This window comes from Pseudomonas sp. FBCC-B1667 (assembly GCF_059133255.1).
On record NZ_CP101437.1, the window covers coordinates 1,467,887 to 1,493,897 of the forward strand.

The 26,011-nt window shown below is 58.1% G+C and carries 27 protein-coding genes; 22 read left to right on the forward strand and 5 right to left on the reverse strand.

Going from position 1 to position 26,011, the window contains the following annotated elements; genetic code table 11:
- Positions 1-52: 52 nt before the first annotated feature.
- The 5 genes from pyrG (at position 53) to ispD (ending at position 5,136) form a co-directional block, all read left to right on the forward strand.
- A complete protein-coding gene (gene pyrG / locus NL116_RS06400; RefSeq protein WP_046029209.1) occupies positions 53-1,684 on the forward strand; it encodes a CTP synthase in 1,632 nt (543 codons plus the stop codon).
- Between the two features lie 5 nt (positions 1,685-1,689).
- Positions 1,690-2,535, forward strand: coding sequence for a 3-deoxy-8-phosphooctulonate synthase (gene kdsA / locus NL116_RS06405; protein ID WP_007949350.1), 846 nt, complete (start codon positions 1,690-1,692; stop codon positions 2,533-2,535).
- Between the two features lie 157 nt (positions 2,536-2,692).
- Positions 2,693-3,982 (forward strand): phosphopyruvate hydratase, encoded by a 1,290-nt coding sequence (eno, locus tag NL116_RS06410; RefSeq protein ID WP_494376469.1) that lies wholly within the window; start codon positions 2,693-2,695, stop codon positions 3,980-3,982.
- 171 nt (positions 3,983-4,153) lie between these two features.
- The gene (gene ftsB, locus NL116_RS06415; protein ID WP_027924988.1) at positions 4,154-4,432 is read left to right on the forward strand and encodes a cell division protein FtsB; all 279 of its coding nucleotides are present in this window, start codon (positions 4,154-4,156) and stop codon (positions 4,430-4,432) included.
- Positions 4,429-5,136, forward strand: coding sequence for a 2-C-methyl-D-erythritol 4-phosphate cytidylyltransferase (ispD, locus tag NL116_RS06420; protein WP_494376470.1), 708 nt, complete (start codon positions 4,429-4,431; stop codon positions 5,134-5,136). Before ftsB ends, ispD begins: the two co-directional genes overlap by 4 nt.
- Before the next feature lie 163 nt (positions 5,137-5,299).
- Here ispD and NL116_RS06425 read toward each other — a convergent pair whose 3' ends face one another.
- Positions 5,300-6,196 (reverse strand): LysR substrate-binding domain-containing protein, encoded by an 897-nt coding sequence (locus NL116_RS06425; RefSeq protein ID WP_494376471.1) that lies wholly within the window; start codon positions 6,194-6,196, stop codon positions 5,300-5,302.
- 107 nt (positions 6,197-6,303) lie between these two features.
- On the opposite strand from NL116_RS06425, the gene NL116_RS06430 reads away from it, so the two are divergent.
- The 8 genes from NL116_RS06430 to rpoS all read left to right on the forward strand — a co-directional run bounded on the left by NL116_RS06430 (position 6,304) and on the right by rpoS (position 13,449).
- On the forward strand, positions 6,304-7,416 hold the full coding sequence (locus tag NL116_RS06430) for an S-(hydroxymethyl)glutathione dehydrogenase/class III alcohol dehydrogenase (protein ID WP_033059912.1): 1,113 nt from the start codon (positions 6,304-6,306) through the stop codon (positions 7,414-7,416).
- A gap of 8 nt (positions 7,417-7,424) precedes the next feature.
- Positions 7,425-8,270, forward strand: coding sequence for an S-formylglutathione hydrolase (fghA, locus tag NL116_RS06435; protein WP_494376472.1), 846 nt, complete (start codon positions 7,425-7,427; stop codon positions 8,268-8,270).
- A gap of 52 nt (positions 8,271-8,322) precedes the next feature.
- Positions 8,323-8,796, forward strand: a complete 474-nt coding sequence (ispF, locus tag NL116_RS06440) for a 2-C-methyl-D-erythritol 2,4-cyclodiphosphate synthase (RefSeq protein ID WP_494376473.1) — start codon at positions 8,323-8,325, stop codon at positions 8,794-8,796.
- Complete coding sequence (gene truD, locus NL116_RS06445; protein ID WP_494376474.1) at positions 8,793-9,851, forward strand: tRNA pseudouridine(13) synthase TruD; 1,059 nt, start codon at positions 8,793-8,795, stop codon at positions 9,849-9,851. The genes ispF and truD overlap by 4 nt, the downstream gene beginning before the upstream one ends.
- Positions 9,839-10,588 carry a 5'/3'-nucleotidase SurE gene (gene surE / locus NL116_RS06450; protein ID WP_494376475.1) on the forward strand — a complete coding sequence of 250 codons (750 nt, stop codon included), beginning with the start codon at positions 9,839-9,841 and terminating at the stop codon, positions 10,586-10,588. The genes truD and surE overlap by 13 nt, the downstream gene beginning before the upstream one ends.
- A gap of 41 nt (positions 10,589-10,629) precedes the next feature.
- Positions 10,630-11,265 (forward strand): protein-L-isoaspartate(D-aspartate) O-methyltransferase, encoded by a 636-nt coding sequence (locus NL116_RS06455; RefSeq protein ID WP_197678969.1) that lies wholly within the window; start codon positions 10,630-10,632, stop codon positions 11,263-11,265.
- A 212-nt stretch (positions 11,266-11,477) separates the two neighbouring features.
- Positions 11,478-12,335, forward strand: a complete 858-nt coding sequence (locus NL116_RS06460) for a peptidoglycan DD-metalloendopeptidase family protein (RefSeq protein WP_494378011.1) — start codon at positions 11,478-11,480, stop codon at positions 12,333-12,335.
- 106 nt (positions 12,336-12,441) lie between these two features.
- The gene (gene rpoS, locus NL116_RS06465; protein WP_494376476.1) at positions 12,442-13,449 is read left to right on the forward strand and encodes an RNA polymerase sigma factor RpoS; all 1,008 of its coding nucleotides are present in this window, start codon (positions 12,442-12,444) and stop codon (positions 13,447-13,449) included.
- 471 nt (positions 13,450-13,920) lie between these two features.
- On the opposite strand, the gene fdxA is transcribed toward rpoS, so the two are convergent.
- Both fdxA and mutS read right to left on the reverse strand, forming a co-directional pair.
- Complete coding sequence (gene fdxA / locus NL116_RS06470; protein WP_140666315.1) at positions 13,921-14,244, reverse strand: ferredoxin FdxA; 324 nt, start codon at positions 14,242-14,244, stop codon at positions 13,921-13,923.
- A gap of 142 nt (positions 14,245-14,386) precedes the next feature.
- Positions 14,387-16,954 carry a DNA mismatch repair protein MutS gene (gene mutS / locus NL116_RS06475; RefSeq protein ID WP_494378012.1) on the reverse strand — a complete coding sequence of 856 codons (2,568 nt, stop codon included), beginning with the start codon at positions 16,952-16,954 and terminating at the stop codon, positions 14,387-14,389.
- Between the two features lie 213 nt (positions 16,955-17,167).
- On the opposite strand from mutS, the gene NL116_RS06480 reads away from it, so the two are divergent.
- From NL116_RS06480 to recX, 6 genes are all read left to right on the forward strand, one after another.
- Positions 17,168-17,902 (forward strand): XRE family transcriptional regulator, encoded by a 735-nt coding sequence (locus tag NL116_RS06480; RefSeq protein ID WP_494378013.1) that lies wholly within the window; start codon positions 17,168-17,170, stop codon positions 17,900-17,902.
- 800 nt (positions 17,903-18,702) lie between these two features.
- Positions 18,703-19,050 carry a phage holin family protein gene (locus tag NL116_RS06485; RefSeq protein WP_494376477.1) on the forward strand — a complete coding sequence of 116 codons (348 nt, stop codon included), beginning with the start codon at positions 18,703-18,705 and terminating at the stop codon, positions 19,048-19,050.
- A gap of 155 nt (positions 19,051-19,205) precedes the next feature.
- Complete coding sequence (locus NL116_RS06490; RefSeq protein ID WP_494376478.1) at positions 19,206-19,778, forward strand: glycoside hydrolase family 19 protein; 573 nt, start codon at positions 19,206-19,208, stop codon at positions 19,776-19,778.
- Between the two features lie 133 nt (positions 19,779-19,911).
- Positions 19,912-20,412, forward strand: coding sequence for a CinA family protein (locus tag NL116_RS06495; RefSeq protein WP_494376479.1), 501 nt, complete (start codon positions 19,912-19,914; stop codon positions 20,410-20,412).
- An 83-nt stretch (positions 20,413-20,495) separates the two neighbouring features.
- Entirely contained in the window at positions 20,496-21,548 is a 1,053-nt protein-coding gene (gene recA, locus NL116_RS06500; protein WP_007907270.1) for a recombinase RecA, read from the forward strand.
- An 8-nt stretch (positions 21,549-21,556) separates the two neighbouring features.
- Positions 21,557-22,021 carry a recombination regulator RecX gene (gene recX, locus NL116_RS06505; RefSeq protein ID WP_494376480.1) on the forward strand — a complete coding sequence of 155 codons (465 nt, stop codon included), beginning with the start codon at positions 21,557-21,559 and terminating at the stop codon, positions 22,019-22,021.
- A 43-nt stretch (positions 22,022-22,064) separates the two neighbouring features.
- Here recX and NL116_RS06510 read toward each other — a convergent pair whose 3' ends face one another.
- Positions 22,065-23,183 (reverse strand): LOG family protein, encoded by a 1,119-nt coding sequence (locus tag NL116_RS06510; RefSeq protein WP_494376481.1) that lies wholly within the window; start codon positions 23,181-23,183, stop codon positions 22,065-22,067.
- Positions 23,184-23,554: 371 nt separating this feature from the next.
- Between NL116_RS06510 and NL116_RS06515 the strand changes: the two genes are divergently transcribed.
- On the forward strand, positions 23,555-23,749 hold the full coding sequence (locus tag NL116_RS06515; RefSeq protein ID WP_123433723.1) for a hypothetical protein: 195 nt from the start codon (positions 23,555-23,557) through the stop codon (positions 23,747-23,749).
- On the opposite strand, the gene NL116_RS06520 is transcribed toward NL116_RS06515, so the two are convergent.
- Positions 23,750-24,172 (reverse strand): PA3611 family quorum-sensing-regulated virulence factor, encoded by a 423-nt coding sequence (locus tag NL116_RS06520; protein WP_494376482.1) that lies wholly within the window; start codon positions 24,170-24,172, stop codon positions 23,750-23,752.
- A 189-nt stretch (positions 24,173-24,361) separates the two neighbouring features.
- On the opposite strand from NL116_RS06520, the gene NL116_RS06525 reads away from it, so the two are divergent.
- Together NL116_RS06525 and erdR are read left to right on the forward strand one after the other, a co-directional pair.
- Positions 24,362-25,120: a tRNA-uridine aminocarboxypropyltransferase gene (locus NL116_RS06525; RefSeq protein ID WP_494376483.1), complete on the forward strand. Its 759-nt coding sequence runs from the start codon at positions 24,362-24,364 to the stop codon at positions 25,118-25,120.
- Between the two features lie 196 nt (positions 25,121-25,316).
- Complete coding sequence (erdR, locus tag NL116_RS06530; protein ID WP_494376484.1) at positions 25,317-25,967, forward strand: response regulator transcription factor ErdR; 651 nt, start codon at positions 25,317-25,319, stop codon at positions 25,965-25,967.
- Positions 25,968-26,011 lie beyond the last annotated feature (44 nt).

Genomic DNA, 26,011 nt, shown 5'->3' on the forward strand with positions numbered 1-26,011 from the left:
TCGCTTTCCCCGGCGGCTCGGACCGCTTTAACGCAGACTTCTAGGGTTTTTCATGACGCGCTACATATTCGTCACGGGCGGTGTTGTTTCTTCATTGGGGAAAGGCATCGCATCGGCTTCATTGGCGGCCATCCTGGAGGCGCGGGGACTTAAGGTCACCATGCTGAAGCTGGACCCGTACATCAACGTTGACCCGGGCACCATGAGCCCGTTCCAGCACGGTGAAGTGTTCGTCACCCACGACGGCGCCGAGACCGACCTGGACCTGGGCCACTACGAGCGGTTCATTCGCACGACCATGACCCAGAACAACAACTTCACCACCGGGCGTGTCTACGAACACGTGCTGCGCAAAGAGCGCCGTGGTGATTACCTGGGCGCAACCATCCAGGTGATCCCGCACATCACCGACGAAATCAAGCGCCGGATCATCAAGGGCGCCGGCGATGCCGACGTGGCGATGGTCGAGATCGGTGGCACCGTGGGTGACATCGAGTCGCAACCGTTCCTGGAAGCAATCCGCCAATTGCGTTTCGAAGTCGGCGCCAAGCGCGCGATGCTGATGCACTTGACACTGGTGCCGTACATCGCCACTGCCGGCGAAACCAAAACCAAGCCGACCCAGCACTCGGTCAAGGAACTGCGTTCCATTGGCCTGCAGCCGGACGTGCTGGTTTGCCGTTCCGATCACCCGATCGACATCTCTTCGCGCCGCAAGATCGCGCAATTCACCAACGTTGAAGAACGTGCGGTGATCGCGCTGGAAGATGCTGACACCATCTACAAGATCCCGGGCATTCTGCACTCCCAGGGCCTGGATGATTTCGTCGTCGAGCGTTTCGGCCTGCAATGCGGCAGCGCTGACCTCTCTGAGTGGGAAGCCGTGGTTGACGCCAAGCTGAACCCGGAACACGAAGTCACCATCGCGATGGTCGGCAAGTACATGGAACTGCTGGACGCCTACAAGTCGCTGATTGAAGCGATGAGTCACGCCGGCATCAGCAATCGCACCAAGGTCAACCTGCGCTACATCGATTCCGAAGACATCGAGAACCAGGGCACCGCGCTGCTGGAAGGTGTTGATGCGATCCTCGTACCGGGCGGCTTCGGTCTGCGTGGCGTGGAAGGCAAGATTACCGCCGTTCAATACGCTCGCGAAAACAAGGTTCCATATCTGGGCATCTGCCTGGGCATGCAAGTGGCCGTGATCGAGTTCGCTCGTAACGTGCTGGGCTGGAAAGACGCCAACTCCACCGAATTCGATCGTGCCAGCGGCCATCCGGTCGTGGGGCTGATCACCGAGTGGGAAGACGCTACCGGCGCGGTCGAAACCCGCACCGAATCGTCCGACCTGGGCGGCACCATGCGCCTCGGCGCACAGGATTGCCTGCTGGAGCCGGGTTCGCTGGTGCACGACTGCTACGCCAAGGACGTCATCGTCGAGCGTCACCGTCACCGCTACGAAGTGAACAACAACCTGCTGCCGCAGATCATGGAAGCCGGCCTGAAAATCTCCGGTCGCTCCGGTGATGGCGCGCTGGTTGAAGTGGTCGAAGCCCCGGATCATCCATGGTTCGTCGCTTGCCAGTTCCACCCTGAGTTCACCTCGACGCCACGCGACGGTCACCCGTTGTTCAGCGGTTTCGTTAAAGCAGCATTGATTCAACACCAGAAGAAGGCATAAATCTGATGGCGCAGAAGATCATCCGCGTAGGCGATATCGAGATTGCCAACGACAAGCCAATGGTGCTTTTCGGTGGCATGAACGTGCTGGAAAGCCGCGACATGGCGATGCAGGTCTGCGAAGAGTATGTGAAGGTTACCGAGAAGCTCGGTATCCCTTATGTGTTCAAGGCCAGCTTCGACAAGGCCAACCGTTCCTCTGTAACCTCTTACCGTGGCCCCGGCCTGGAAGAGGGCATGCGGATTTTCCAGGACATCAAGCAAGCCTTCGGCGTGCCGATCATCACCGACGTCCACGAGCCTGACCAGGCCGCGGTCGTCGCTGAAGTCTGCGACATCATCCAGTTGCCGGCCTTCCTGTCGCGCCAGACCGACCTCGTGGTCGCGATGGCCAAGACCGGGGCGGTGATCAACATCAAGAAAGCCCAGTTCCTCGCCCCGCACGAGATGAAACACATCCTGAGCAAGTGCGTGGAAGCGGGCAACGATCAGTTGATCCTCTGCGAGCGTGGTTCGAGCTTCGGCTACAACAACCTGGTCGTCGACATGCTCGGCTTCGGCATCATGAAGCAGTTCGAATACCCGGTGTTTTTCGACGTGACCCACGCGCTGCAAATGCCCGGTGGTCGCTCCGATTCCGCCGGTGGTCGTCGTGCCCAGGTGACGGATCTGGCAAAGGCTGGCATGAGCCAGTCGCTGGCCGGCCTGTTCCTCGAAGCCCACCCGGACCCGGACAACGCCAAATGCGACGGCCCTTGCGCCTTGCGTCTGGACAAACTGGAGCCATTCCTGGCCCAGCTCAAAGCGTTGGACGAACTGGTGAAGAGTTTTCCGACGGTAGAAACCGCGTAAACCTCAATTCTCCGGTAAAGTACCGCACGATTTGTTGCTCAGGCCCTCGGGCCTGAGCCTTGTCGTCCGCAAGTCTGCCCGCTGTACACCACTTGCCGACGGTAAAAAGATTTCCTCTAGCTGCGTCGTTTTCGTCAACTTTGGAGTGTTTACAACAATGGCAAAAATCGTCGACATCAAAGGTCGTGAAGTTCTCGACTCCCGTGGCAATCCCACCGTGGAAGCGGACGTGCTTCTCGATAACGGCATCATCGGCAGCGCCTGCGCGCCATCCGGTGCTTCCACTGGCTCGCGTGAAGCACTCGAGCTGCGTGATGGCGACAAGGGCCGTTACCTGGGCAAGGGCGTTCTGAAAGCCGTGGCCAACATCAACGGTCCGATCCGTGACCTGTTGAAAGGCATGGACCCAAGCGACCAGAAAGCGCTGGATCACGCGATGATCAAGCTCGACGGTACTGAAAACAAAGGTTCCCTGGGCGCCAACGCGATCCTCGCTGTTTCCCTGGCTGCGGCCAAGGCGGCAGCACAGGACCAGGACCTGCCGCTGTACGCCCACATCGCCAACCTGAACGGCACCCCGGGTGTTTACTCGATGCCGGTCCCGATGATGAACATCATCAACGGTGGCGAGCATGCCGATAACAACGTCGACATCCAGGAATTCATGGTTCAGCCGGTTGGCGCCAAGTCTTTCTCGGAAGGCCTGCGCATGGGCACCGAAATTTTCCATCACCTCAAAGCTGTGCTGAAGGCCCGTGGCCTGAGCACTGCTGTCGGTGACGAAGGTGGTTTCGCGCCGAACCTGGCCTCCAACGAAGACGCTTTGAAAGTGATCTCCGAAGCCGTGGCCAACGCCGGTTACACGCTGGGCACCGACGTGACCCTGGCGCTGGACTGTGCGGCGAGCGAGTTCTACGAAGACGGTAAATACAATCTGTCCGGCGAAGGCCAGGTATTCACCGCTGAAGGTTTTGCTGACTACCTCAAAGGCCTGACCGAGCGCTACCCGATCATCTCGATCGAAGACGGCCTGGACGAGTCCGACTGGGCTGGCTGGAAAATTCTCACCGACAAGATCGGCGAGAAAGTCCAATTGGTTGGTGACGACCTGTTCGTGACCAACACCAAGATCCTGAAAGAAGGCATCGATAAAAAGATCGCCAACTCGATCCTGATCAAGTTCAACCAGATCGGCACCCTGACCGAAACCCTGGAAGCCATCCAGATGGCCAAGGCCGCGGGTTACACCGCCGTGATCTCGCACCGCTCCGGCGAAACCGAAGATTCGACTATCGCCGACCTGGCTGTGGGCACCTCGGCTGGACAGATCAAGACCGGTTCCCTGTGCCGTTCGGACCGCGTCTCCAAGTACAACCAACTGCTGCGTATCGAAGAGCAGTTGAACGGTAAAGCCAAGTACAACGGCCGCAGCGAGTTCCGCGGCTAATTGCTACGTGGTAAAAAGACACCGGATTGTGTCGGAAAAGTCGCTACAGCGATGAATTTGCCACTAATCTGATGCCTTATAAGCACAAGCCTGGATTTTCCAGGCTTCGTGCTATCAGAAGCTTCAATGTTTTTGCATGGCTGTCTTTTTTCACTGGAAACCTGATATTCGATGCGCAGTCCCAATTGGTTGTTCCTCGTCTTGCTCTTATTGCTGGCTGGCCTGCAATACCGCCTGTGGGTGGGTAATGGCAGTCTGGCGCAAGTGGCAGAGCTGACTCAGCAGATCAAGGATCAACAGGCTGAGAACGAAGGGTTGCTGGAGCGCAATCGGGTCATGGACGCCGAAGTCGGTGAGTTGAAAAAAGGCATGGAGACCGTTGAAGAGCGGGCTCGCCATGAGTTGGGCATGGTCAAGGACGGTGAAACCCTTTACCAGTTGGCTCGATGAATTCCCCGTTACCGGCCTTCTGGGCCGTGATTCCTGCCGCGGGCGTTGGTGCCCGTATGGCCGCTGACCGTCCCAAGCAATACTTGCAACTGGGCGGGTGCACTATTCTCGAACACAGCCTCGGCTGTTTCCTTGATCACCCGTCCCTGAAAGGGTTGGTGGTCAGTCTTGCTGTTGATGATCCTTACTGGCCAAGCCTGGCTTGTGCTGCCGATACGCGAATTCAGCGGGTTGACGGCGCCGCGGAGCGTTCCGGGTCGGTGCTGAATGCGTTGCTGCATTTGCATGCGCTGGGTGCTGATGATGAAGACTGGGTGTTGGTGCACGATGCTGCACGGCCGAATCTGAGTCGTGATGATCTGGACAAATTGCTGGGTGAGCTGGCAAATGATCCGGTCGGCGGGTTGCTGGCAGTTCCGGCGCGCGACACCCTCAAGCGGGTCGACAAACACGGGCGTGTGGTTGAAACCGTGGATCGCAGCGTGATTTGGCAGGCTTATACGCCGCAGATGTTTCGCCTTGGCGCGCTGCATCGGGCGTTGGCGGACAGTTTGGTGGCTGATGCGGTCATCACTGACGAAGCTTCGGCGATGGAGTGGTCGGGTCTGGCGCCGCGATTGATTGAAGGGCGGTCCGATAATCTCAAGGTTACGCGTCCAGAAGATCTGGAGTGGTTGCGCCAGCGCTGGTCCAACCGCCGCTGACTGCTGTGGTGTCTGGCAAATTGCTTACGCGAGCAAGTCGAATCGTCGCACCGCCGCTCCCATATGTAGCCGAGTTTCTTCAGAAAGAATGCGGTCGAATGTGGGAGCGGGCTTGCTCGCGAAAGCGGTAGCTCAGTCAACAAAACTGGCACTGAAACATACTTTAGCTCCGATACTCCGGCCGCTCAGCCAACCCTTCCTTCAAATAATCCACCAACTTGCGCACCTTCGGCGACAGATGCCGTTGCTGCGGATAAAGCGCCCACACCGCCGTGTTCGGTGGCTGATGCGCATCCAGCAACGAAATCAATGCACCGTTTTTCAAATGCTCCAGCACGTAATAGTCCGGCAGCTGACACAACCCCACGCCTTGCAATGCCGCATCCAGCACCGCTTGCCCACTGTTGCAGCGCCAGCTTCCCTGGACCCGTTGCGAAAATTCCCGCCCGTTCTGTTCCAGTTGCCACATGTCCGAGCTGCCAATAAGGCAGTTGTGGCGGCTCAGTTCTGACAAGCTGTGCGGCCGGCCATAGCGTTCCAGGTAAGACGGCGAGGCGCACAGGTACATTCGTCGTGGCGCCAGGCGGGTAGCAACCAATCGCGAATCCTGCAGGCGTCCAAGGCGAATTGCCAAATCCAGACCTTCGTGCACCAGATCGAGCGGGCGGTTGCTCAGTTCGATGTCGACACGCAGCTGCGGGTAAAGCCCCATGAAGCGCGTCACCAGCGGCACGATGAATCGCTCGCCGTACGCCACGGCGCAGGTCATGCGCAGCATGCCTTTGGGTTCGCTGGTCAAGTCGCCCACTGCGCGCAGGGCTTCTTCGCGACCGTCTTGCAGGCGCTGGCAATGTTGCAGGAAGGTTTGCCCGGCTTCGGTCAGCGTGACCCGACGGGTGCTGCGGTACAGCAAACGAGTTTGCAGGCGCTCTTCAAGGCGTACGATTTGTCGACTGATATGGGAGGAAGAAACCCCGAGACGCTCCGCTGCGGCCGTAAATTGACTGCATTCAGCCACGGCGACGAATTCGTCGATCCCTTCCCAGCGGCTTTCGGCCATCGTTGATTATCCCTGTATGGCAATAATGTTTTGCTTTTGTCCTGATTATTCACCGTAAAGCCGTGTATTACACTTCCTGTCTCGTTTTTATTCACTGGAGAATCCACATGATCAAGTCGCGCGCTGCCGTTGCCTTCGAGGCCAAGAAACCCCTCGAGATCGTCGAAGTCGATGTCGCCATGCCGAAGGCCGGCGAAGTTCTGTTGCGTGTGGTTGCCTCCGGTGTTTGCCATACCGATGCCTACACCCTGTCCGGCGCGGATCCGGAAGGCATCTTCCCGTCGATCCTGGGTCACGAAGGTGGCGCCGTGGTTGAAGCCATCGGTGAGGGCGTGACCTCGGTTGCAGTCGGCGATCATGTGATCCCGCTGTACACCCCGGAATGCCGTCAGTGCAAATTCTGCCTGTCGGGCAAAACCAACCTGTGTCAGGCCATTCGCGCGACTCAGGGCAAAGGCCTGATGCCAGATGGCACTTCGCGCTTTTCCTACAAGGGCCAGCCGATTTTCCACTACATGGGCACTTCGACGTTTTCCGAATACACCGTACTGCCGGAAATCTCCGTGGCCAAAATTCCTAAAGAAGCACCACTGGAAAAAGTTTGCCTACTGGGCTGCGGTGTCACCACCGGCATCGGTGCGGTGCTCAATACGGCCAAGGTGAAACCGGGTGATACCGTGGCTATTTTCGGCCTCGGCGGCATTGGTCTGTCGGCGGTCATAGGCGCGGTAAAAGCCAAGGCTGCCCGCATCATTGCCATTGACATCAACCCGGCCAAATTCGAGATCGCCAAGCAACTGGGTGCAACAGACTGCGTGAACCCGAAAGACTTCGACCGTCCTATCCAGGAAGTCATCGTCGACATGACCGATGGCGGCGTCGACTTTTCCTTCGAGTGCATCGGCAATGTGCAACTGATGCGCGCCGCCCTTGAGTGCTGCCACAAAGGCTGGGGCGAGTCGGTGATCATCGGTGTCGCCGGGGCCGGCCAGGAAATCTCCACCCGTCCATTCCAGCTGGTCACCGGTCGCGTCTGGCGCGGTTCGGCATTCGGCGGCGTGCGCGGTCGTACCGAGTTGCCAAGCTACGTCGAAATGGCCGAGACCGGCGAAATCCCGCTGGACACGTTCATCACCCACACCATGGGCCTGGAAGATATCAACAAGGCATTCGACCTGATGCATGAAGGCAAGAGCATCCGTTCCGTCATCCATTTCTGAGGTCGGTCATGAGCCTGGAAAATATCTCCTGCCAGAAAAGCTTCGGCGGCTGGCACAAACGCTACCGGCACCGTTCCGATGTGCTCGGCTGCGACATGGTGTTTGCCGTGTACTTGCCGCCGCAAGCGGAGCAGGGCGGCAAGCTGCCAGTGCTGTACTGGTTGTCCGGCCTGACCTGCACCGACGAAAACTTCATGCACAAGGCCGGCGCCCTGCGCATGGCTGCCGAGCTGGGGTTGATCATCGTCGCGCCGGACACCAGCCCGCGCGGTCCTGATGTGCCGGGTGATCCGGATGGCGCCTGGGACTTCGGTCTGGGCGCCGGGTTCTATCTGAATGCGACCCAGGAACCGTGGTCGCGTCACTATCGGATGCATGACTATGTCGTGCAGGAATTGCCGGCGTTGGTCGAGGCTCATTTCCCGGCATCGGACAAACGAGGCATCAGCGGTCACTCCATGGGTGGCCACGGTGCCCTGGTCTGCGCATTGCGTCATCCGGGGCGTTATCAATCGGTGTCGGCGTTCTCGCCGATCAACAATCCGATGGACTGCCCATGGGGTCAGAAGGCCTTCTCTCGTTACCTGGGGGAAGACCGTTCGAAGTGGCGCGAATGGGATGCCTGCGCCCTGATCGCCGAGGCTGACGAGAAGCTGCCGCTGCTGGTCGACCAAGGTGATCGCGACGATTTCCTCGCCACTCAGCTCAAGCCTGAAGCCTTGCAACAGGCCGCCAAACTGGCCGGTCATCCGCTGACGTTGCGCCTGCAACCGGGCTACGACCACAGCTATTTCTTCATCGCCAGTTTCATCGAAGACCACTTGCAACATCATGCGCGCGCTCTAGGCGCCTAATCTCCGACAAAGCAGGTAGAATCACGCCCTGACAAAAATCGGGGCGTTTTTTATGCGTATTGGCCACGGCTATGATGTGCACCGTTTCGCTGAAGGCGATTTCATTACTCTGGGCGGCGTGCGCATTGCACATGGCTTCGGGCTGCTCGCTCACTCCGACGGTGACGTCCTGCTGCACGCCTTGAGCGATGCCTTGCTCGGCGCGGCCGCGCTGGGTGATATCGGCAAACATTTCCCGGACACCGACCCTGCATACAAGGGCGCCGACAGCCGGATGCTGTTGCGTCATGTCGTCGCACTGATCCACGCCAAGGGCTGGAAAGTCGGCAACGTTGATAACACCATTGTTGCCCAGGCGCCAAAAATGGCCCCGCATATCGAATCGATGCGCGCGCTGATTGCCGCGGATCTTCAAGTTGAGTTGGATCAAGTGAACGTGAAAGCTACCACCACCGAAAAGCTTGGTTTTGTCGGTCGCGAAGAAGGCATTGCCGTGCACTCCGTTGCCTTGTTGCTGCGCGCATGAACGAATCGCAATTGCTCGGCCCGCGAGCCTATGGTGACGCGCTCGGCACCGCTGTCCTGAAAGCCACGGCAGAAGATTTCCAGGTCGACGAAGTGCTCAATATCCCCCTCAGCGGTGATGGCGAGCATTTATGGATCTGGGTGGAAAAACGCGGGTTGAATACCGAGGAAGCCGCACGGCGGATTGCCAAGGCAGCGGGTGTGCCATTGCGCACGGTCAGCTATGCCGGGCTCAAGGACCGTCAGGCGCTGACGCGCCAATGGTTCAGCGTGCAGCTGCCAGGCAAGGCTGACCCGGATCTGTCGGCGGCGGAAAACGACACGCTGAAAATCCTCCAGACCGGTCGGCACAAACGCAAGTTGCAACGCGGTGCTCACTCGGCCAATGGCTTCACGTTGCGCCTGACGCAATTTGCCGGCGACAAAGCCGCGATTGAAGAGCGGCTGCAACTGATCGCCCAGCAAGGTATTCCCAATTATTTCGGTGCCCAGCGTTTCGGTTTTGACGGCGGCAACGTGGTCGATGCCCGGGCCTGGGCCGCGCGTAAAGCGTTACCGGAGCAACGCAACGTGCGTTCGCGCCTGCTCTCGACGGCGCGCAGTTTTCTGTTCAACCAGGTGTTGGCGGCGCGTGTTGCCGACGGTACATGGCAGCAAGCGCAGGTCGGCGATCTGCTGGCCTTCACCGACAGCCGTAGCTTCTTTCCGGCCGGTGAAGCGGAGTGCAGCGATCCGCGACTGGCGATTCTCGACCTGCACCCGACAGGCCCGCAGTGGGGCGAAGGTGACTCGCCGGCGACCGGCGTTGTCCATGTACTGGAGCAGGACATCGCCGCTCGCGAAGCGGACTTGCGTGATTGGTTGATTAACGCCGGTATGAGCCACGAACGTCGCATCCTGCGGCTGCCCATTGGCGGGTTGACGTGGCATTATCCCGAGCCTGACATTCTGCAACTGGAATTCGTCCTCCCGGCCGGATGCTTTGCCACCGTATTGGTGCGCGAGCTTGTTGATCTGGTGCCGGTGGGGCAGACGGACAGCCCATGCGTATTCTGATTTCTAACGACGATGGGGTAGCCGCACCCGGTCTCGCCGCGCTTTATGCTGCGCTGGCGGATTACACCGAATGCGTGGTTATCGCCCCGGACCAGGACAAAAGCGGCGCCAGCAGTTCGCTGACGCTCGACCGTCCGTTGCACCCGCAAACCCTGGCCAACGGCTTCATCAGCTTGAACGGCACACCCACCGATTGCGTGCACCTGGGCCTTAATGGCTTGTTGGAACAGCAACCGGACATGGTTGTCTCGGGGATCAACCTTGGCGCCAATCTAGGCGATGACGTGTTGTATTCCGGTACGGTGGCGGCAGCCCTTGAGGGACGTTTTCTTGAGCGTCCTTCGTTTGCCTTTTCCTTTGTCTCGCGACAAATAGAGAACCTGTCTACCGCCGCTTACTTTGCGCGCAAATTGGTTGAAGCCCATGGCGATCTTGACCTGCCGCCGCGCACGGTACTGAATGTGAACATTCCCAACTTGCCGCTGGACCATATCCGCGGTATTCAGCTCACCCGCCTCGGGCATCGCGCACGTGCTGCGGCGCCGATGAAAGTGGTGGATCCGCGGGGCAAGTCCGGTTACTGGATCGCCGCCGCGGGGGATGCTGAAGATGGCGGCCCAGGCACCGATTTCCATGCGGTGATGCAGGGCTACGTTTCGATCACCCCGCTGCAACTGGATCGCACCTTCAACGATGCCTTCAGAAGTCTCGATGGCTGGCTGGAGGGGCTGCGCTAATGTCTCGTGAACAAGACGATATGCTGCGCCGCGGCATCGGCATGACTTCTCAGCGGACCCGCGAACGCCTTATCCAGCGCCTGTATGAAGAGGGTGTTTCAAACGCCAAAGTGTTGGAAGTCATTCGCCGTACACCGCGTCACTTGTTCGTCGACGAGGCGCTGGCGCATCGCGCATACGAAGACACGGCGCTGCCGATCGGACACAACCAGACCATCTCCCAGCCTTACATGGTAGCTCGCATGAGCGAGTTGCTGCTGGAAGCAGGTCCGTTGGACAAGGTGATGGAAATCGGAACCGGCTCGGGCTACCAGACGGCCGTGCTGTCGCAGTTGGTCGAGCGGGTATTCTCGGTGGAGCGCATCAAGGTTTTGCAGGATCGGGCCAAGGAACGCCTGGTGGAGCTGAACCTGCGCAACGTGGTGTTTCGTTGGGGCGATGGTTGGGAAGGCTGGCCTGCGCTGGCGCCTTACAACGGTATTATCGTCACGGCGGTGGCCACTGATGTGCCGCAGGCCTTGCTTGATCAATTGGCTCCGGGTGGGCGCCTGGTCATTCCCGTCGGCTCCGGAGAAGTGCAGCAATTAATGCTGATCATCCGTGAAGAAAACGGCTTTTCCCGACGTGTTCTGGGGTCGGTGCGATTCGTGCCATTACTCAACGGGCCACTGGCCTGAGCATTTGTTTTGGCGTGCTGAATTCTCTTCGATTGGCCGTGTCTTACAGCGGCATCGATTGGTTAAACGGTATTTATCGTCAGTCAGCAAACGTGTGCGCGGAGCGAATTCGCTTCATTAAAGGTAAAGCCTGTCCGGCCCGTTATACTTGCGACATCTCGAGCCGGGAACACGGCAATCCACAATTTCAGCCACCAAAAAGGGAGCGGCGGGTGAGTCTCACAGTCATTGCGCAGCGTATGAGTACAACGAGCTTTCAGCGCCTGGTGACTGGCCTTGTCTTGAGCACCTTGCTGGTCGGTTGCTCCAGCACAAAATCGAGTAACGTCGGCGTCGTCGATCGCAACAACGCGGCCCCCCAACGTCCGGCAACGACGACTGGCCAGTATGTGGTTCGACCAAAAGACACCCTATTCTCGATCGCTTTTCGCTACGGCTGGGACTACAAAGCCCTCGCGGCACGGAACAATATTCCTACACCCTATACGATCCATCCGGGTCAGATAATTCGCTTCGATGGTCGCACCGGATCAACGCCGTCAGCGGTCGCCAGTACCTCCGATTCAACGCCTTCGTCGTCGCTGAAAACCACGGTAATCCGGCGCCAGCCGAATGGCGCAACTACCAGTACCACGGTGGTTGCACCGTCCGTCGCCAACAAACCTGCACCCGCTCCACTGCCTCCCGCCGGCCCGGCCCCGACCGGCTGGGGATGGCCATCTAATGGCATTCTGATTGGAAAATTCTCCTCAAACGGTAGTTTGAATAAAGGAATTGATATCGCCGGAGATTTGGGACAGCCTGTTTTAGCTGCGTCTGATGGGACGGTGGTATACGCCGGGAGTGGCTTAAGGGGCTACGGCGAGTTAGTCATCATCAAACACAGCGAAACCTACGTCAGTGCCTACGGACATAACCGCAGGCTGTTGGTTCGGGAGGGGCAGCAGGTCAAAGTCGGACAGACAATTGCCGAAATGGGGTCAACGGGTACAGACCGGGTGAAACTGCATTTTGAGATTCGCCGCCAAGGTAAGCCTGTAGATCCGCTGCAATTCCTGCCACGTCGTTGATTTGTTAGCCAGCCTGTTCCGTCACGTAGAGGGAACAGGCTCCAGCGTTGCCAAGGATAAAGGCGCCGCTTGAGCTTGAGGTCGAACTCACCAAAGGACTATAACAATGGCTCTCAGTAAAGAAGTGCCGGAGTTTGACATCGACGATGAGGTTCTCCTGATGGAGACCGGCACCGTCACGGATTCGATGTCGAGCGATGAAGGGGCTGCTCCACCTTCTGCTCGTGCTAAATCCAAACACTCCGCTTCGCTAAAACAGCACAAGTACATCGATTACACGCGGGCACTCGATGCCACGCAGTTGTACCTCAATGAAATCGGCTTTTCCCCATTGCTCTCCCCGGAAGAAGAAGTTCATTTTGCGCGTCTTTCGCAAAGTGGCGATCCTGCCGGGCGCAAGCGCATGATTGAAAGCAACCTTCGGCTGGTGGTGAAAATCGCCCGGCGTTACGTCAATCGTGGGCTGTCGCTGCTGGACCTGATCGAAGAGGGCAACCTCGGCCTGATCCGGGCAGTGGAGAAGTTCGACCCCGAACGCGGCTTCCGCTTTTCGACCTACGCAACCTGGTGGATTCGTCAGACCATCGAGCGCGCGATCATGAATCAGACCCGGACCATCCGGTTGCCGATCCATGTGGTCAAGGAGCTGAACGTGTACCTGCGGGCCGCACGGGAGCTGACGCAAAAACTCGATCATGAACCCTCGCCCGAAGAAATCGCCAACCTGCTGGAAAAACCAGTGGGCGAGGTCAAGCGCATGCTCGGCTTGAACGAGCGGGTTTCTTCGGTCGACGTCTCGCTGGGTCCGGATTCGGATAAAACCTTGCTGGACACCCTGACTGATGACCGTCCAACCGACCCTTGTGAGCTGCTGCAGGACGACGACCTGTCTCAAAGCATTGATCAGTGGCTGTCGGAATTGACCGACAAGCAACGCGAAGTGGTTATACGTCGCTTCGGCTTGCGCGGTCACGAAAGCAGCACGCTTGAAGACGTTGGTCTGGAGATTGGCCTTACCCGGGAACGGGTCAGACAGATTCAGGTGGAAGGCCTGAAGCGTCTTCGAGAGATTCTCGAGAAGAACGGTCTGTCGAGCGAATCGCTGTTTCAATAAGCGATCGACTCAACCAGCAATAAGAAACCCCGGCTGACTCGGGGTTTTTTACTGCCTGTCAAGTGGGTGGCAATTCTCGCTGGTTTGTAGTCTTGAGCTGTAAGTGATTGCTTACTCTTTCGTAGGTGTTCGTTATTTTTACAGGGCAGTAGTCGTCCATTTTCTTGCATGAAAATATCTATCTTCATGATTTATATGGGTATTTATTTTTGTTGAAAGCATATTGCAAACTTTTTTTACCATCCCGGTCAATTGCACCTGGCAGGGAACCCTCTAGTATCTGAACTGTGTCGACGGACAGACACGCCCTTCAAGGACGAGGGGAACGGACATCGCAGGAAGCGATTCATCAGGACGATGAAAAGGAATACAGGGAATAGGGAAAAAATGTGGGCGGGTCAAACCGCCCCTTTTTTTGCTCGTAGAAAAGCAAAAAGGCCCGCTAGGGGCCTTTTCGGGAACGCGCGGAAATCAGCGTTCGAGGTCTTTGATCTTGCCTTTGACGCCATCCCACTCTTCAGCGTCGGGCATGGATTCTTTCTTCTCAGTGATGTTGGGCCAGATTTCGGCCAGTTCAACGTTCAGCTGAATAAACTCCTGCATTTCTGCCGGAACTTCATCTTCGGAGAAGATGGCCACGGCAGGGCATTCTGGCTCGCACAGTGCGCAGTCGATGCACTCATCCGGGTGAATTACCAGGAAGTTCGGGCCTTCGTAAAAGCAGTCCACCGGACACACTTCTACGCAGTCGGTGTACTTGCACTTGATGCAGTTGTCGGTGACGACGAAGGTCATTTCTAATTTTCTCCTCAGGCGGCGGCAGCGGAGCCCCTTCACGTTGGGGTCGCCAGGTTCGGGAGCGATAGTCTGCTGGCCAGGCTATTAGCCAGCAGCATCCCAAACCGCGCGAGATTCTAACAGCTTGCAGGCAAGTGCGTTAGATCCGGTTCTTCAGTGTATAGAGCATTTCGAGCGCACGGCGCGGCGTCATGTCATCCAGATTGAGCTTGGTCAATTCATCCAGCACCGGGTGGGGCAGGTTGGCGAACATGTCGCTTTGCTGCGGCGCGGCCGGTTTGCCCTTGGCAGGCGCAGGTATTTCATGGGGCAGGGCGGTGGCTTCCAGGCGACCGAGATGCTCGCGAGCACGCACAATCACTTCGCTCGGCACACCGGCCAATTGCGCCACGGCCAAGCCGTAACTCTGGCTGGCAGGCCCGGGCAGCACGTGGTGCAGGAACACGATGCGTTCGTTGTGCTCGGTGGCATTGAGGTGAACGTTGGCCACCAGCGGTTGAGCCTCTGGTAGCACCGTCAGCTCAAAGTAGTGGGTGGCAAACAGCGTGTAGGCGCGCAGATGTGCCAGCCGCTCGGCAGCCGCCCAAGCCAGGGACAGGCCGTCGAAGGTGCTGGTGCCGCGGCCGACTTCGTCCATCAGCACCAGACTGCGTTCGGTGGCATTGTGCAAAATGTTCGCGGTTTCGCTCATTTCAACCATGAAGGTCGAGCGGCCGCCCGCCAGGTCATCGCTGGAACCGATCCGGGTGAAAATCCGGTCCACCAGGGACAATTCGCAACTGGCCGCTGGCACGAAGCTGCCAATGTGCGCGAGCAACACGATCAAGGCGGTCTGACGCATATAGGTGGATTTACCGCCCATGTTCGGACCAGTGATCACCAGCATGCGTATGTTGTCGTCGAGGCTCAGGTCGTTGGCCACGAACGGCGTACTCAGCACTTGCTCGACCACCGGGTGACGCCCCTGGGTGATGCGCATGCAGGGCTCGTCGACGAAACGCGGGCAGTTCAGGTCGAGGTTTAGCGCGCGTTCGGCGAGGTTGCTCAGTACGTCCAGCTCGGCCAGCGCAGCGGCGGTGTCCTGCAGGGGAGGCAATTGGGCGATCAGGTCTTCAAGCAGCGCTTCGTAAAGCATTTTCTCGCGGGCCAGCGCACGACTCTTGGCCGACAGCGCCTTGTCCTCGAATGCCTTGAGTTCCGGAGTAATGAAACGCTCGGCACCTTTCAACGTCTGGCGGCGGATGTAGTCGGCCGGCGCCGACTCGGCCTGCTTGCTCGGTAACTCAATGAAGTAGCCATGAATGCGGTTGTAACCGACCTTCAGGTGCGACAGGCCGGTGCGGGCTTTCTCGCGGGCTTCCAGATCAATCAGGAACTGCCCGGCGTTTTCGCTGAGTGATTGCAGATCGTCCAGTTCGCTGTCGTAACCGGTCTTCAACACGCCGCCGTCACGGATCACCGCAGGCGGGTTGTCGATGATGGCTTTTTCCAGCAGCGCCGCCAGTTCCGGGTAGGTGCTGGTGATCTTGGCCAGTTGAATAATATGCGGCGCTTCCAGCTCGGTCATCGCCACTTGCAATTCAGGCAACGCGCCCAGTGCATCGCGCAGACGAGCGAGGTCGCGAGGGCGGGCGTTGCGCAGGCCGATCCGCGCGAGAATCCGCTCGATGTCGCCGATTTCCTTGAGCTGCGGTTGCAGTTTCTCGAAGCGGTAACCGTCGAGCAGGCAAGTGATCGAGGTCTGACGCGCCAGCAATACGGTCAAATCCCGCAGCGGACGGTTCAACCAACGGGTCAGCAAACGGCTGCCCATGGCGGTCTGGCAGCGATCGACTACTGATTGCAGGGTGTTGTCGCGACCACCGGCCAGGTTGGTGTCCAGTTCCAGGTTGCGACGGCTCGCGCCGTCCAGCACCACGGTGTCGTCCAGACGCTCATGACGCAGGCTGCGCAAATGCGGCAGGGCGGTGCGCTGGGTTTCCTTGGCGTAGCTGAGCAGGCAACCGGCGGCGCCGATGGCCAGGGTCAGGTTTTCGCAGCCAAAGCCTTTAAGGTCCTGAGTGGAGAACTGCTGGCACAGACTTTTCAGCGCCGAGTCACGCTCGAAATCCCACGGTGCTCGGCGACGAACCCCGCGACGTTTTTCCGCCGGCAGATCCTTCGGCCAATCGTCCGGGATCATCAGTTCAACCGGATTGACCCGCTCCAGCTCCGCCAGCAGATTTTCCCAACCCTTGATTTCCAGCACCGTGAAATTGCCACTGGTGATGTCCAGCACGGCCAGGCCAAACAAACGCTCGTCACCCAGCACCGCGGCGATCAGGTTGTCCCGACGCTCATCCAGCAGCGCTTCATCACTGACCGTGCCCGGTGTGATGATCCGCACCACCTGACGATCCACCGGCCCTTTACTGGTCGCCGGATCTCCAACCTGCTCACAAATCACTACCGACTCGCCGAGCTTGACCAGTTTCGCCAGGTAACCTTCCGCGGCATGGTAAGGAATCCCGCACATGGGAATCGCCTGGCCCGCCGACTGCCCACGAGCAGTCAGGGTGATGTCCAGCAATTTCGCAGCCTTCTTCGCGTCTTCGTAGAAGATCTCGTAGAAATCGCCCATGCGGTAAAACATCAACTGGTCAGGGTGCTGGTTCTTCAGGCGCCAGTACTGCTGCATCATTGGGGTGTGGGAAGACAGATCGGAGATGGCTTTATTCATCGGAAATTCAGGAAAACTCGTTGAAAGGTGTAGGGCAAAAGGAGGGACATCGGCCCGGCTTTTCCGCGATGGGCGCAAGATTACCATGGGCGGTCCGCCCGACGCAGGCATGAAAGCCCGAGGGCACATTTCCATCGGATATGCACGATCTATGCAAAACAGCATTTGTTTTCGGCGAGAAGAACAAGCACTATGCGCGTTATGCAAAAACGCAACGTTTCTACCGTCTTGAGAGCACTGCTCGATGATCACGGGATCTCCCCCACGGAGCTTCACCGTCGCACCGGCGTGCCTCAATCCACACTCTCGCGGATCCTCAGCGGGAAGATCGTCGATCCTTCGGATAAACACATCTCGAAGATCGCCGAGTACTTTTCCGTGAGCACTGATCAGTTGCGTGGCCGCGCCGATGTCGCGCCCGTCGCCCGCGCTGCGCGAGATGAAGTGCATTCCGGACTCAAGGACATAAGTCTGTGGGACGACGATACCCCTGTCGATGAAGACGAGGTATCGGTCCCCTTTCTTCGCGAGGTTGAATTGGCAGCTGGATCAGGACGATTCGTCATCGAAGAGAGCGAGCGCTCTAGCCTGCGCTTCGGCAAGCGCAGCTTGCGCCACAACGGCGTGCAATTCGATCAGGCCAAATGCGTGACGGTGCGCGGCAACAGCATGTTGCCGGTGCTGCGCGATGGCGCCACCGTTGGCGTGAACGCCGGCAAGTGCGGGATTGGCGACATCGTTGATGGCGACCTTTATGCGATCAACCATAACGGCCAGTTGCGGGTAAAACAGGTCTACCGCTTGCCGACCGGCATTCGCCTGCGCAGCTTCAATCGCGATGAGCACCCAGACGAGGACTACACCTTCCAGGAAATCCAGGAAGAGCAGATTGTCATCCTCGGTCACGTCTTCTGGTGGGGCATGTACGCCCGTTAACTTCGCCACCTTCTGATAAAGCCCGCCATTCGGCGGTTTTTTTTCGCCATCTGGAAACCTCTAGAGTCTCTGTCTTCGGGATCTCTAATGCGTCAGTGCATTCATGATGCATAAATAAATGCATTGATGCATTGACTGTGTATGCATACATGCATATTCTTTGTCTCAAGCCGCTCAACAAAGCAGCTCGAAATGAAGTTTTCAGTTCCACCACAAAGGCAGCGATGAACCGGCCTCAACGGTTCAGAGGGTAGGCAACTGACCCGGGTGTGCAGCGTAAAGCACCAGAAGCAGTTATCCGGCGGGCAGGGACCGCGGTCGGAAAAACAATATGAATGGACTCGTACCGCGCCAGTAGCACCGAAAGGTCAATGCAGGACCGCATTACTGAAAAGCCCGGCGATCGCCGTAATGCTGTTCACTTTAGATTGGGGGGTTGCAGGGGCATGCCTGGATTGGGTGTACATCCGTTTTTTCAGGTGATGGCTTCTGGCGGTACCGCCCTTACGGCGGGTCACTTTTGAGAGCGCCCAAAAGTAACCAAAAGGCTCTTGCCCCGCCACTCGGTGCGTCGCTCAGGCATGGCTTCGTGGGTCGCCACGATGGGCCATCCCAAGCCCGGCGCGGCTAACCCGGCGTCCTGCGGGTTACCCACGGAGCACGGAGCATTTCCTGAATTCAAACCCATTGCTTTTGAGCATTACGGCAATCGCCGGGCTTTTTGGAATGCCTGCCTACCATCAGGCACCTCAAGAAGCACATTTATTGAGCCATCCATCAATCACCCAAGGAGGCGCGACATGACAAACGAGCAACTAGCGTTGCTGGACATGCCGATCTGGCTCGTCATTGTCCTTGCCCTGGTGGGCGGGATTTGCGGCGAAATGTGGCGCGCCGACAAGGACGGTGCTCGTGGCTGGTCATTGCTGCGGCGTCTGGCCTTGCGCTCCGGAGCCTGCATGATCTGCGGGGTGTCGGCCATCATGCTGTTGTACGCCGCCGGCGTATCGATCTGGGCGGCGGGGGCTTTTGGATGTCTCACCGCCATGGCCGGGGCGGACGTTGCCATCGGGCTGTATGAGCGCTGGGCGGCAAAGCGGATTGGCGTGTGTGAGGTGCCGCCGCACGACACCCATCAGAATCACTGACATCCATGTCCAACGGATTGGCGAACAGCGGTGCCGACCGGCATCCGACCCGCAAGGATGCGGGTTTCCATGGCCAGTAGCGCCCACTCACACCCACTCATACATTACCGCTCTGACTTTTCTTTTACTAAACAGAAGCAAATCGAGGACCTTTTATGTCGCTTACAGAGGGGCAAGTTTTAAAGATCATGCCCAACGCCCGCTCTCAAGCGGGCGTTTTTATTTCTGCGCTCAACACCGCCATGGCTCGTTTCAGCATCAACACCCCGAAGCGTATAGCTGTCTTTATCGCGCAAGTTGGTCACGAGTCAGGCCAGTTGCAGTACGTGCGTGAATTCGGCAGTGAGCAGTATTTGAGCAAATACGACACAGGTAAGTTGGCCAGTCGTTTGGGTAATTCACCAGCCTCTGATGGCGACGGCCAAAAGTACCGCGGCCGAGGCCTGATCCAGATCACGGGCCGCGACAGTTATCGCGAATGCAGTCTGGGACTGTTCGGCGATGATCGCTTGCTGTTCATTCCGGAGCTGTTGGAAAAACCTCAATGGGCCGCCGAATCAGCCGCCTGGTTCTGGGAGGAAAACGATCTTAACGAACTCGCCGACCGCGACCAGTTCAACAGTATTACCCGTCGTATCAATGGAGGGTTGAACGGTTTGCAGGATCGACTGCAACTGTGGATGCGGGCGAGGACGGTGTTATGCCTGACACCGGAGACCATGGATTGATTGCCCTGTGGTCTTGTCAGGCCCATATCAGAGCCCTAGCGCCCTCACATTTTGATTGATCCTGCGCCTTGCAAGCGCGATGCGCTCGTGTACGGTAGTTCTCATTCCGCTTCCGCTCGCTCAGGAGATGACCGTGAAAGAAATCACCCAACTGGCCGCTGAACTGGGCCGACGCTTGCAGGTGCTCAATGCCCATGTCACGGCCGCCGAATCCTGCACAGGCGGGGGGATCAGCGAGGCGATCACCCGTATTCCGGGGAGTTCGGCGTGGTTTGAGGCCGGGTATGTCACCTACTCCAACCGGCAGAAAACCCAGCAATTGAACGTACCGGTCGAGTTGTTTTCGACAGTGGGGGCGGTCAGTCGCGAGGTGGTCGAGGCAATGGTCCGCGGCGCACAGGATCAGAGTCGGGCCCATTTTGCCGTGGCGGTCAGCGGTGTGGCGGGGCCGGATGGCGGCTCTGCGAGCAAACCGGTGGGCACGGTCTGGTTGGCCTGGGGCGTCGGTGAGCAGGTGTTCAGCGAGGTGCAGTACTTCCCTGGCAACCGTGACGAAGTCCGCCGACAAACGGTGAAGGCCGCGCTAGAGGGGCTGCTGCGCCATGCTGCCACAGAAATCTCAAATCAGGGGTAGGCGATCCTGAATCGCTGTGGAATAATACTGGCTACTTATACAGGTGTTGGCCGTCAGGCCTTATTGATTACGTGAGGACTTTAATGGACGACAACAAGAAGAAAGCCTTGGCTGCGGCCCTGGGTCAGATCGAACGTCAATTCGGCAAAGGTGCCGTAATGCGTATGGGCGATCAGGACCGTCAGGCGATCCCGGCTATCTCCACTGGCTCTCTGGGTCTGGACATCGCGCTCGGCATTGGCGGGCTGCCAAAAGGCCGTATCGTTGAAATCTACGGTCCTGAATCCTCCGGTAAAACCACACTGACACTGTCCGTGATCGCCCAGGCTCAAAAAGCCGGCGCGACCTGCGCATTCGTCGATGCCGAACACGCCCTTGATCCTGAGTACGCCGGCAAACTGGGCGTCAACGTCGACGACCTGCTGGTTTCGCAGCCGGACACCGGCGAACAGGCCCTTGAAATCACCGACATGCTGGTGCGTTCCAACGCCGTTGACGTGATCATTGTCGACTCCGTGGCCGCTCTGGTGCCAAAGGCAGAAATCGAAGGCGAAATGGGCGACATGCACGTTGGCCTGCAAGCCCGTCTGATGTCCCAGGCTCTGCGTAAAATCACCGGTAACATCAAGAACGCCAACTGTCTGGTGATCTTCATCAACCAGATCCGTATGAAAATCGGCGTGATGTTCGGCAGCCCGGAAACCACCACTGGTGGTAACGCGCTGAAGTTCTACGCTTCGGTTCGACTGGACATCCGTCGTACTGGCGCGGTGAAAGAAGGTGATGAAGTCGTCGGCAGTGAAACCCGCGTCAAGGTCGTGAAGAACAAAGTGGCTTCGCCGTTCCGTCAGGCCGAGTTCCAGATCCTTTACGGCAAGGGCATCTACCTCAATGGCGAGATGATCGACCTGGGGGTTCTGCACGGTTTTGTTGAGAAGTCCGGCGCCTGGTATGCCTATGAAGGCACCAAGATCGGTCAGGGCAAGGCCAACTCGGCCAAGTTCCTGGCAGACAATCCGGAAATCGCCGCCAAGCTTGAGAAGCAACTGCGTGACAAGTTGCTGACTCCAGCACCGGACGTCAAAGCATCGCCAGTCAAAGAGACTGCTGATGACCTGGCTGACGCTGATATCTGATTGATCCGATGACCGCCGTACTCGATACACTCGTCGCGGTGCGGCGAACCGCAATGGACCTGCTCGCACGACGCGAGCACGGTCGAGTCGAGCTGACGCGTAAACTGCGTCAGCGCGGCGCCCTCCCTGAGATGATCGACACAGCACTCGACCGCTTGACGGAAGAGGGCCTCCTGTCCGAATCCCGTTACCTCGAAAGCTTTGTTTCTTACCGCGCCCGCTCCGGTTATGGCCCTTTGCGTATTCGCGAGGAGCTTGGCCAGCGCGGCCTGCAACGTGCCGATATCGAACTCGCGTTACGCGAGAGCGGTATCAACTGGCAGGAGCAATTGGAGGATACCTGGCGGCGAAAATTTTCCGGGCACCTGCCGATAGATGCTCGGGAGCGTGCAAAGCAAGGGCGCTTTCTGAGTTATCGGGGATACTCCATGGAGATGATCGGCCGCTTGTTCAGTGGTCGGTTGGATGATTGAAAAAAATGGCCCGCTATTTCGATAGCGGGCCATTTTTTTTGCTTCACGTTACCTTGGAAGGGTTGCGTGTGCGTTGCTGCGCTTGGGGTTTGGACTGCGCCCAGTTTCCCGGCAGGTTGATATAGTCCACCAGTTCGCGCAGGCGACCATGATCACGCGCGTTGAAATTGAAAGCGAGTCGTGCCAAGTGGCTGAACTGTGCTTCATCGTGTTCTTCACCGCTGTAGGCGTGCTGATGAAAGCGATCACTCAGGCACAGGTCGGCAAATGCTTCCTGCATATGATCGAGCGCTTGCTCACTGAGGGGATGGTTCATGCGAATCACAAACTGATGCTTGAGCCAGCGGCTGGAGTGGAAGTTGCTGTAGAACTGGTTGATCTGTTCCACCGCTTCTTCGGCGCTGTAGACCAGGCTCACGAGTTTCATGTCGGTCGGCAGGATGTAGCGGTTTTCCTCCAATTGATGATGAATGAAGTCCAGTGCGCCTTGCCAGAACTTGCCGCCAGGCGCGTCCAGCAATACCACCGGCACCAATGGGCTTTTGCCGGTCTGTATCAGTGTCAGTACTTCCAGTGCCTCATCCAGGGTGCCGAAACCGCCTGGGCACAGGACCAGCGCGTCGGCTTCCTTGACGAAGAACAGCTTGCGGGTGAAGAAGAAGTGGAAGGGCAGCAGATTGGCGGTGCCCTGCACGGTAGGATTGGCATGTTGTTCGAAGGGCAGAGTGATGTTGAAGCCCAGGCTGTGCTCCCTGCCGGCTCCCTCGTGCGCTGCTGCCATGATGCCGCCGCCAGCGCCGGTGATGACCATCAGGTTCGAGCGCGCAAGCGCGGCGCCCAGTTCTCGGGCCAGACCATACAGCGGATGTTCGATGGGGGTTCGGGCTGAGCCAAACACGGTGACTTTGCGCCGCCCCCTGAACTGCTCGAGTACCCGGAAGGCGTGTTCCAGCTCGCGCAGGGTTTGAAGGGTGATCTTGGCATTCCAGCGGTTGTGATCTTCCTGTGCCATGCGCAGCACGGTCAGGATCATGTCGCGGTAAATGGGGGTGTTAGGGCTGTTGGGTGACACCAGCTTGAGTTGTTCTTCGACCTTGCTAGTGAGGTCGTGGCCGCTTTCTTCAAAATGACGGCTTAACAGGTCATTCGGTTGGTAAGGCATCAATTTCTCCTTCCATACAGGCTGTGTTTTCCCTTGTAGCAGGAAACCTTCGCACAATTTGGCACGATAAGACGCGTCGCGGGCGGCCCCTTTCCAGCCCGAAAAGTGAACGGGATCACTATAAATCTAGACCCTCGCAGAGATTTACGCTGGCTTGATCATTGCGCTGCAAAGTCTTTCCTGGCAACCGCTTATTGAAGATTTGCAAGGTGATTTCACCGCTCGTCTGAACGCACACCGGGTGCCTGGCGCTCTGATTTACTAAGTTACAGGCAAGGCACGACAACTTTGCGTCAAAGGCAGGACGCGCGGTTCAAGAAATTGAAGGATTTTTCGCTCAAGCAGGGCGAGGAGCAGGGAGGCGGGATGTTATGGCCAGAGTGATTCTGGAGATCGATACGCAACTGTATCGATTGCTCAAGTCATCAGCCGAGACTCATCATTTGAGTCTCGAAGAGGAGTGCTGCCGACGCCTGGAGGGAACTGAGCGACGGTCACATTACTTGCAGGCATTGCTGGCAGAACTGCGCGCCGAGGATGAACAGCGGCGCGCCAAATCCGGGTGATTACTTTTTCTTCTTGGCCGGTTGCAGGCAATCCGACTCCTTGAAACGCTCGCTGGCCACCGGACGGTTGGTTTTTACCTCGGTGAACTCGTAGCGCATGGTCGCGCCTTTGGCCATCAGCTTGCGAAAACCAGGGTTGTTGCACACGGTGGAACCCAGCTGGAAGTAAACCGCCTTGGGGTCGGCGCGCATCTTGTCAGCGTGGCTGCTCTGGACGCTGAGGTGGTTGATCAGCTCGGTGCCTTCAACGGTGTAACCCTGATCGAGAATATCTTCGTTGATCGCCCGTGGCGTGCCGACACTGCTTTGGGCGGCTACGTTTTGCAGCATTTTGTTCAGTTCGGTGTCTTTCAACGATGCAGCCTGAGCGCTGAAGGACGACGCCAGCAGAATGGCAGCGGTGGGGACGATAAGGCGCAGCATGAAACTCTCCTGGTTCAGTGACTGGTGCTTCGACCCGTCACATGACTGTGCGTTCAGTGGCGGCGAATTATAGGGGACGCGCTCCGGACGGTACAGGCTTGCGCCGGCTGCTCTGATAAACTGGCGGCACTTTTTGCCCTGCCGAGTGTTTTTCGTGTCGATTTTCTCCTCCTGCCGGCGTTGCCAGCGATGAAACCTGCCATTCTGCCCTTTGCCGCCAACGCCGTGGCCCGCTTGCGCGATTCGCGAGAAGAGGAGGGCATCAAGCCGATTCAGGCCCGAGGCTGGAGGGCGCCGCGTTGCCGTTCCTGTCGTGTTATCGAGAGTCATTGCCTGTGCGCCTGGCGCCCACAGGTCGAGGCGCGCTCCGGTGTGTGCCTGATCATGACCAACAAGGAAGTGTTTAAGCCGAGCAACACCGGTTGGCTGATTGCCGACGTGGTACGCGACAACCATGCGTTTATCTGGTCGCGCACTGAGGTTGATGAGCAACTGCTGGCGCTGTTGGCCGACCCGCAATGGCAGCCCTATCTGGTGTTTCCGGGGGAATACGTTGCGCCCGAGCGTGTCACCAACACGGTCGACACGGACAGTTCGAAGCGTCCGCTGTTTATTCTGCTGGACGCCACCTGGACAGAGGCCCGGAAGATTTTCCGCAAAAGCCCTTACTTTGATCGTTTGCCGATCCTCAGCCTGTTGCCCGAAAAGCTGTCTCGATACCGATTGCGCAGGTCGACCCGCAGTGAGCATTTGTGCACCGCCGAAGTGGCTGCACTGTGCCTCGATCTGGCGGGGGATAACTCAGCCGCCTCGGCGCTGGACGCTTATTTCGACGTGTTCAGCCAGCATTACCTGGACGCGAAACGGCAACTGGACATGAACGTCGCCACGCCCGCTCATGCCGAACTGATGCCCTTCGTGCAAAACGCGGCCCCAGCCATCTGCTGATTGTCGCCCATACTGCAAAGAACTGTACTGCCCATGCACCTTGACCACCCAGTCTTCGCTGGGCATGCTTGGCGCCGATTGGGGCGCGGCCAGGTTTGATACGCCGTTTTTAGCTGTTATTGGCGTTGAACGTGCCCCATGGGTGCAGCTCCGTGGCTGTGCCTTGAGTCGTTTGAAAAACAGGATCATTTGAACAATGGCCACATACGAAATCCTGATTGCCGATGATCACCCGCTGTTTCGTAGCGCGCTGCATCAGGCTGTGACCCTGGGTCTGGGCCCGGATGTTCGTCTGGTGGAAGTGGCGAGCATTGCCGAGCTGGAGGCCCGCCTGGATGAAAAGTCTGATTGGGATCTGGTGTTGCTGGACCTGAACATGCCCGGTGCCTACGGTTTTTCAGGGCTCGTGCTGTTGCGCGGTCAGTACCCGCAAATTCCGGTGGTGATGGTGTCCGCACAGGAAGAAGCGTCGATCATGGTCAAGTCCCGTGAGTTCGGCGCCAGTGGGTTCATTCCAAAATCCAGCGACCTGAGTGTGATCCAGAAAGCGGTCCGTGCCGTACTGGACGGTGATGTATTCTGGCCACCGCAAGCGTTTGAGGCGGTCAGTGTTTCCGACGAGGCCAAAGCCGCCAGCGAAGGCCTGGCCAGCCTGACACCCCAGCAATTCCGGGTATTGACCATGGTCTGCGAAGGCTTGCTGAACAAACAGATTGCCTACGAGCTGAGTGTCTCGGAAGCGACGATCAAAGCCCACGTCACGGCGATTTTCCGCAAGCTGAATGTGCGGACCCGGACCCAGGCCGCGTTACTCTTGCAACAACTTGAGTCAATTCCGAGCCACTAAAAAGGCGCCATGTTCACGCTATTTTGACTTTGGTTGATCTAGCG

What these genes read in the sequence shown, in the direction of transcription:
- NL116_RS06510 (WP_494376481.1), bottom strand. Translation starts at nt 23,183, where the DNA reads ATGCCTTACCAACCGAATGACCTGTTAAGCCGTCATTTTGAAGAAAGC.
- NL116_RS06425 (WP_494376471.1), bottom strand. Translation starts at nt 6,196, where the DNA reads ATGGCCGAAAGCCGCTGGGAAGGGATCGACGAATTCGTCGCCGTGGCT.
- fdxA (WP_140666315.1), bottom strand. Translation starts at nt 14,244, where the DNA reads ATGACCTTCGTCGTCACCGACAACTGCATCAAGTGCAAGTACACCGAC.
- NL116_RS06525 (WP_494376483.1), top strand. Translation starts at nt 24,362, where the DNA reads ATGAAACCTGCCATTCTGCCCTTTGCCGCCAACGCCGTGGCCCGCTTG.
- eno (WP_494376469.1), top strand. Translation starts at nt 2,693, where the DNA reads ATGGCAAAAATCGTCGACATCAAAGGTCGTGAAGTTCTCGACTCCCGT.
- surE (WP_494376475.1), top strand. Translation starts at nt 9,839, where the DNA reads ATGCGTATTCTGATTTCTAACGACGATGGGGTAGCCGCACCCGGTCTC.
- recX (WP_494376480.1), top strand. Translation starts at nt 21,557, where the DNA reads ATGACCGCCGTACTCGATACACTCGTCGCGGTGCGGCGAACCGCAATG.
- NL116_RS06485 (WP_494376477.1), top strand. Translation starts at nt 18,703, where the DNA reads ATGACAAACGAGCAACTAGCGTTGCTGGACATGCCGATCTGGCTCGTC.
- kdsA (WP_007949350.1), top strand. Translation starts at nt 1,690, where the DNA reads ATGGCGCAGAAGATCATCCGCGTAGGCGATATCGAGATTGCCAACGAC.
- recA (WP_007907270.1), top strand. Translation starts at nt 20,496, where the DNA reads ATGGACGACAACAAGAAGAAAGCCTTGGCTGCGGCCCTGGGTCAGATC.
- ispD (WP_494376470.1), top strand. Translation starts at nt 4,429, where the DNA reads ATGAATTCCCCGTTACCGGCCTTCTGGGCCGTGATTCCTGCCGCGGGC.
- NL116_RS06520 (WP_494376482.1), bottom strand. Translation starts at nt 24,172, where the DNA reads ATGCTGCGCCTTATCGTCCCCACCGCTGCCATTCTGCTGGCGTCGTCC.
- truD (WP_494376474.1), top strand. Translation starts at nt 8,793, where the DNA reads ATGAACGAATCGCAATTGCTCGGCCCGCGAGCCTATGGTGACGCGCTC.
- NL116_RS06515 (WP_123433723.1), top strand. Translation starts at nt 23,555, where the DNA reads ATGGCCAGAGTGATTCTGGAGATCGATACGCAACTGTATCGATTGCTC.
- erdR (WP_494376484.1), top strand. Translation starts at nt 25,317, where the DNA reads ATGGCCACATACGAAATCCTGATTGCCGATGATCACCCGCTGTTTCGT.
- rpoS (WP_494376476.1), top strand. Translation starts at nt 12,442, where the DNA reads ATGGCTCTCAGTAAAGAAGTGCCGGAGTTTGACATCGACGATGAGGTT.
- NL116_RS06490 (WP_494376478.1), top strand. Translation starts at nt 19,206, where the DNA reads ATGTCGCTTACAGAGGGGCAAGTTTTAAAGATCATGCCCAACGCCCGC.
- pyrG (WP_046029209.1), top strand. Translation starts at nt 53, where the DNA reads ATGACGCGCTACATATTCGTCACGGGCGGTGTTGTTTCTTCATTGGGG.
- ispF (WP_494376473.1), top strand. Translation starts at nt 8,323, where the DNA reads ATGCGTATTGGCCACGGCTATGATGTGCACCGTTTCGCTGAAGGCGAT.
- NL116_RS06480 (WP_494378013.1), top strand. Translation starts at nt 17,168, where the DNA reads ATGCAAAAACGCAACGTTTCTACCGTCTTGAGAGCACTGCTCGATGAT.
- fghA (WP_494376472.1), top strand. Translation starts at nt 7,425, where the DNA reads ATGAGCCTGGAAAATATCTCCTGCCAGAAAAGCTTCGGCGGCTGGCAC.
- ftsB (WP_027924988.1), top strand. Translation starts at nt 4,154, where the DNA reads ATGCGCAGTCCCAATTGGTTGTTCCTCGTCTTGCTCTTATTGCTGGCT.
- NL116_RS06430 (WP_033059912.1), top strand. Translation starts at nt 6,304, where the DNA reads ATGATCAAGTCGCGCGCTGCCGTTGCCTTCGAGGCCAAGAAACCCCTC.
- NL116_RS06455 (WP_197678969.1), top strand. Translation starts at nt 10,630, where the DNA reads ATGACTTCTCAGCGGACCCGCGAACGCCTTATCCAGCGCCTGTATGAA.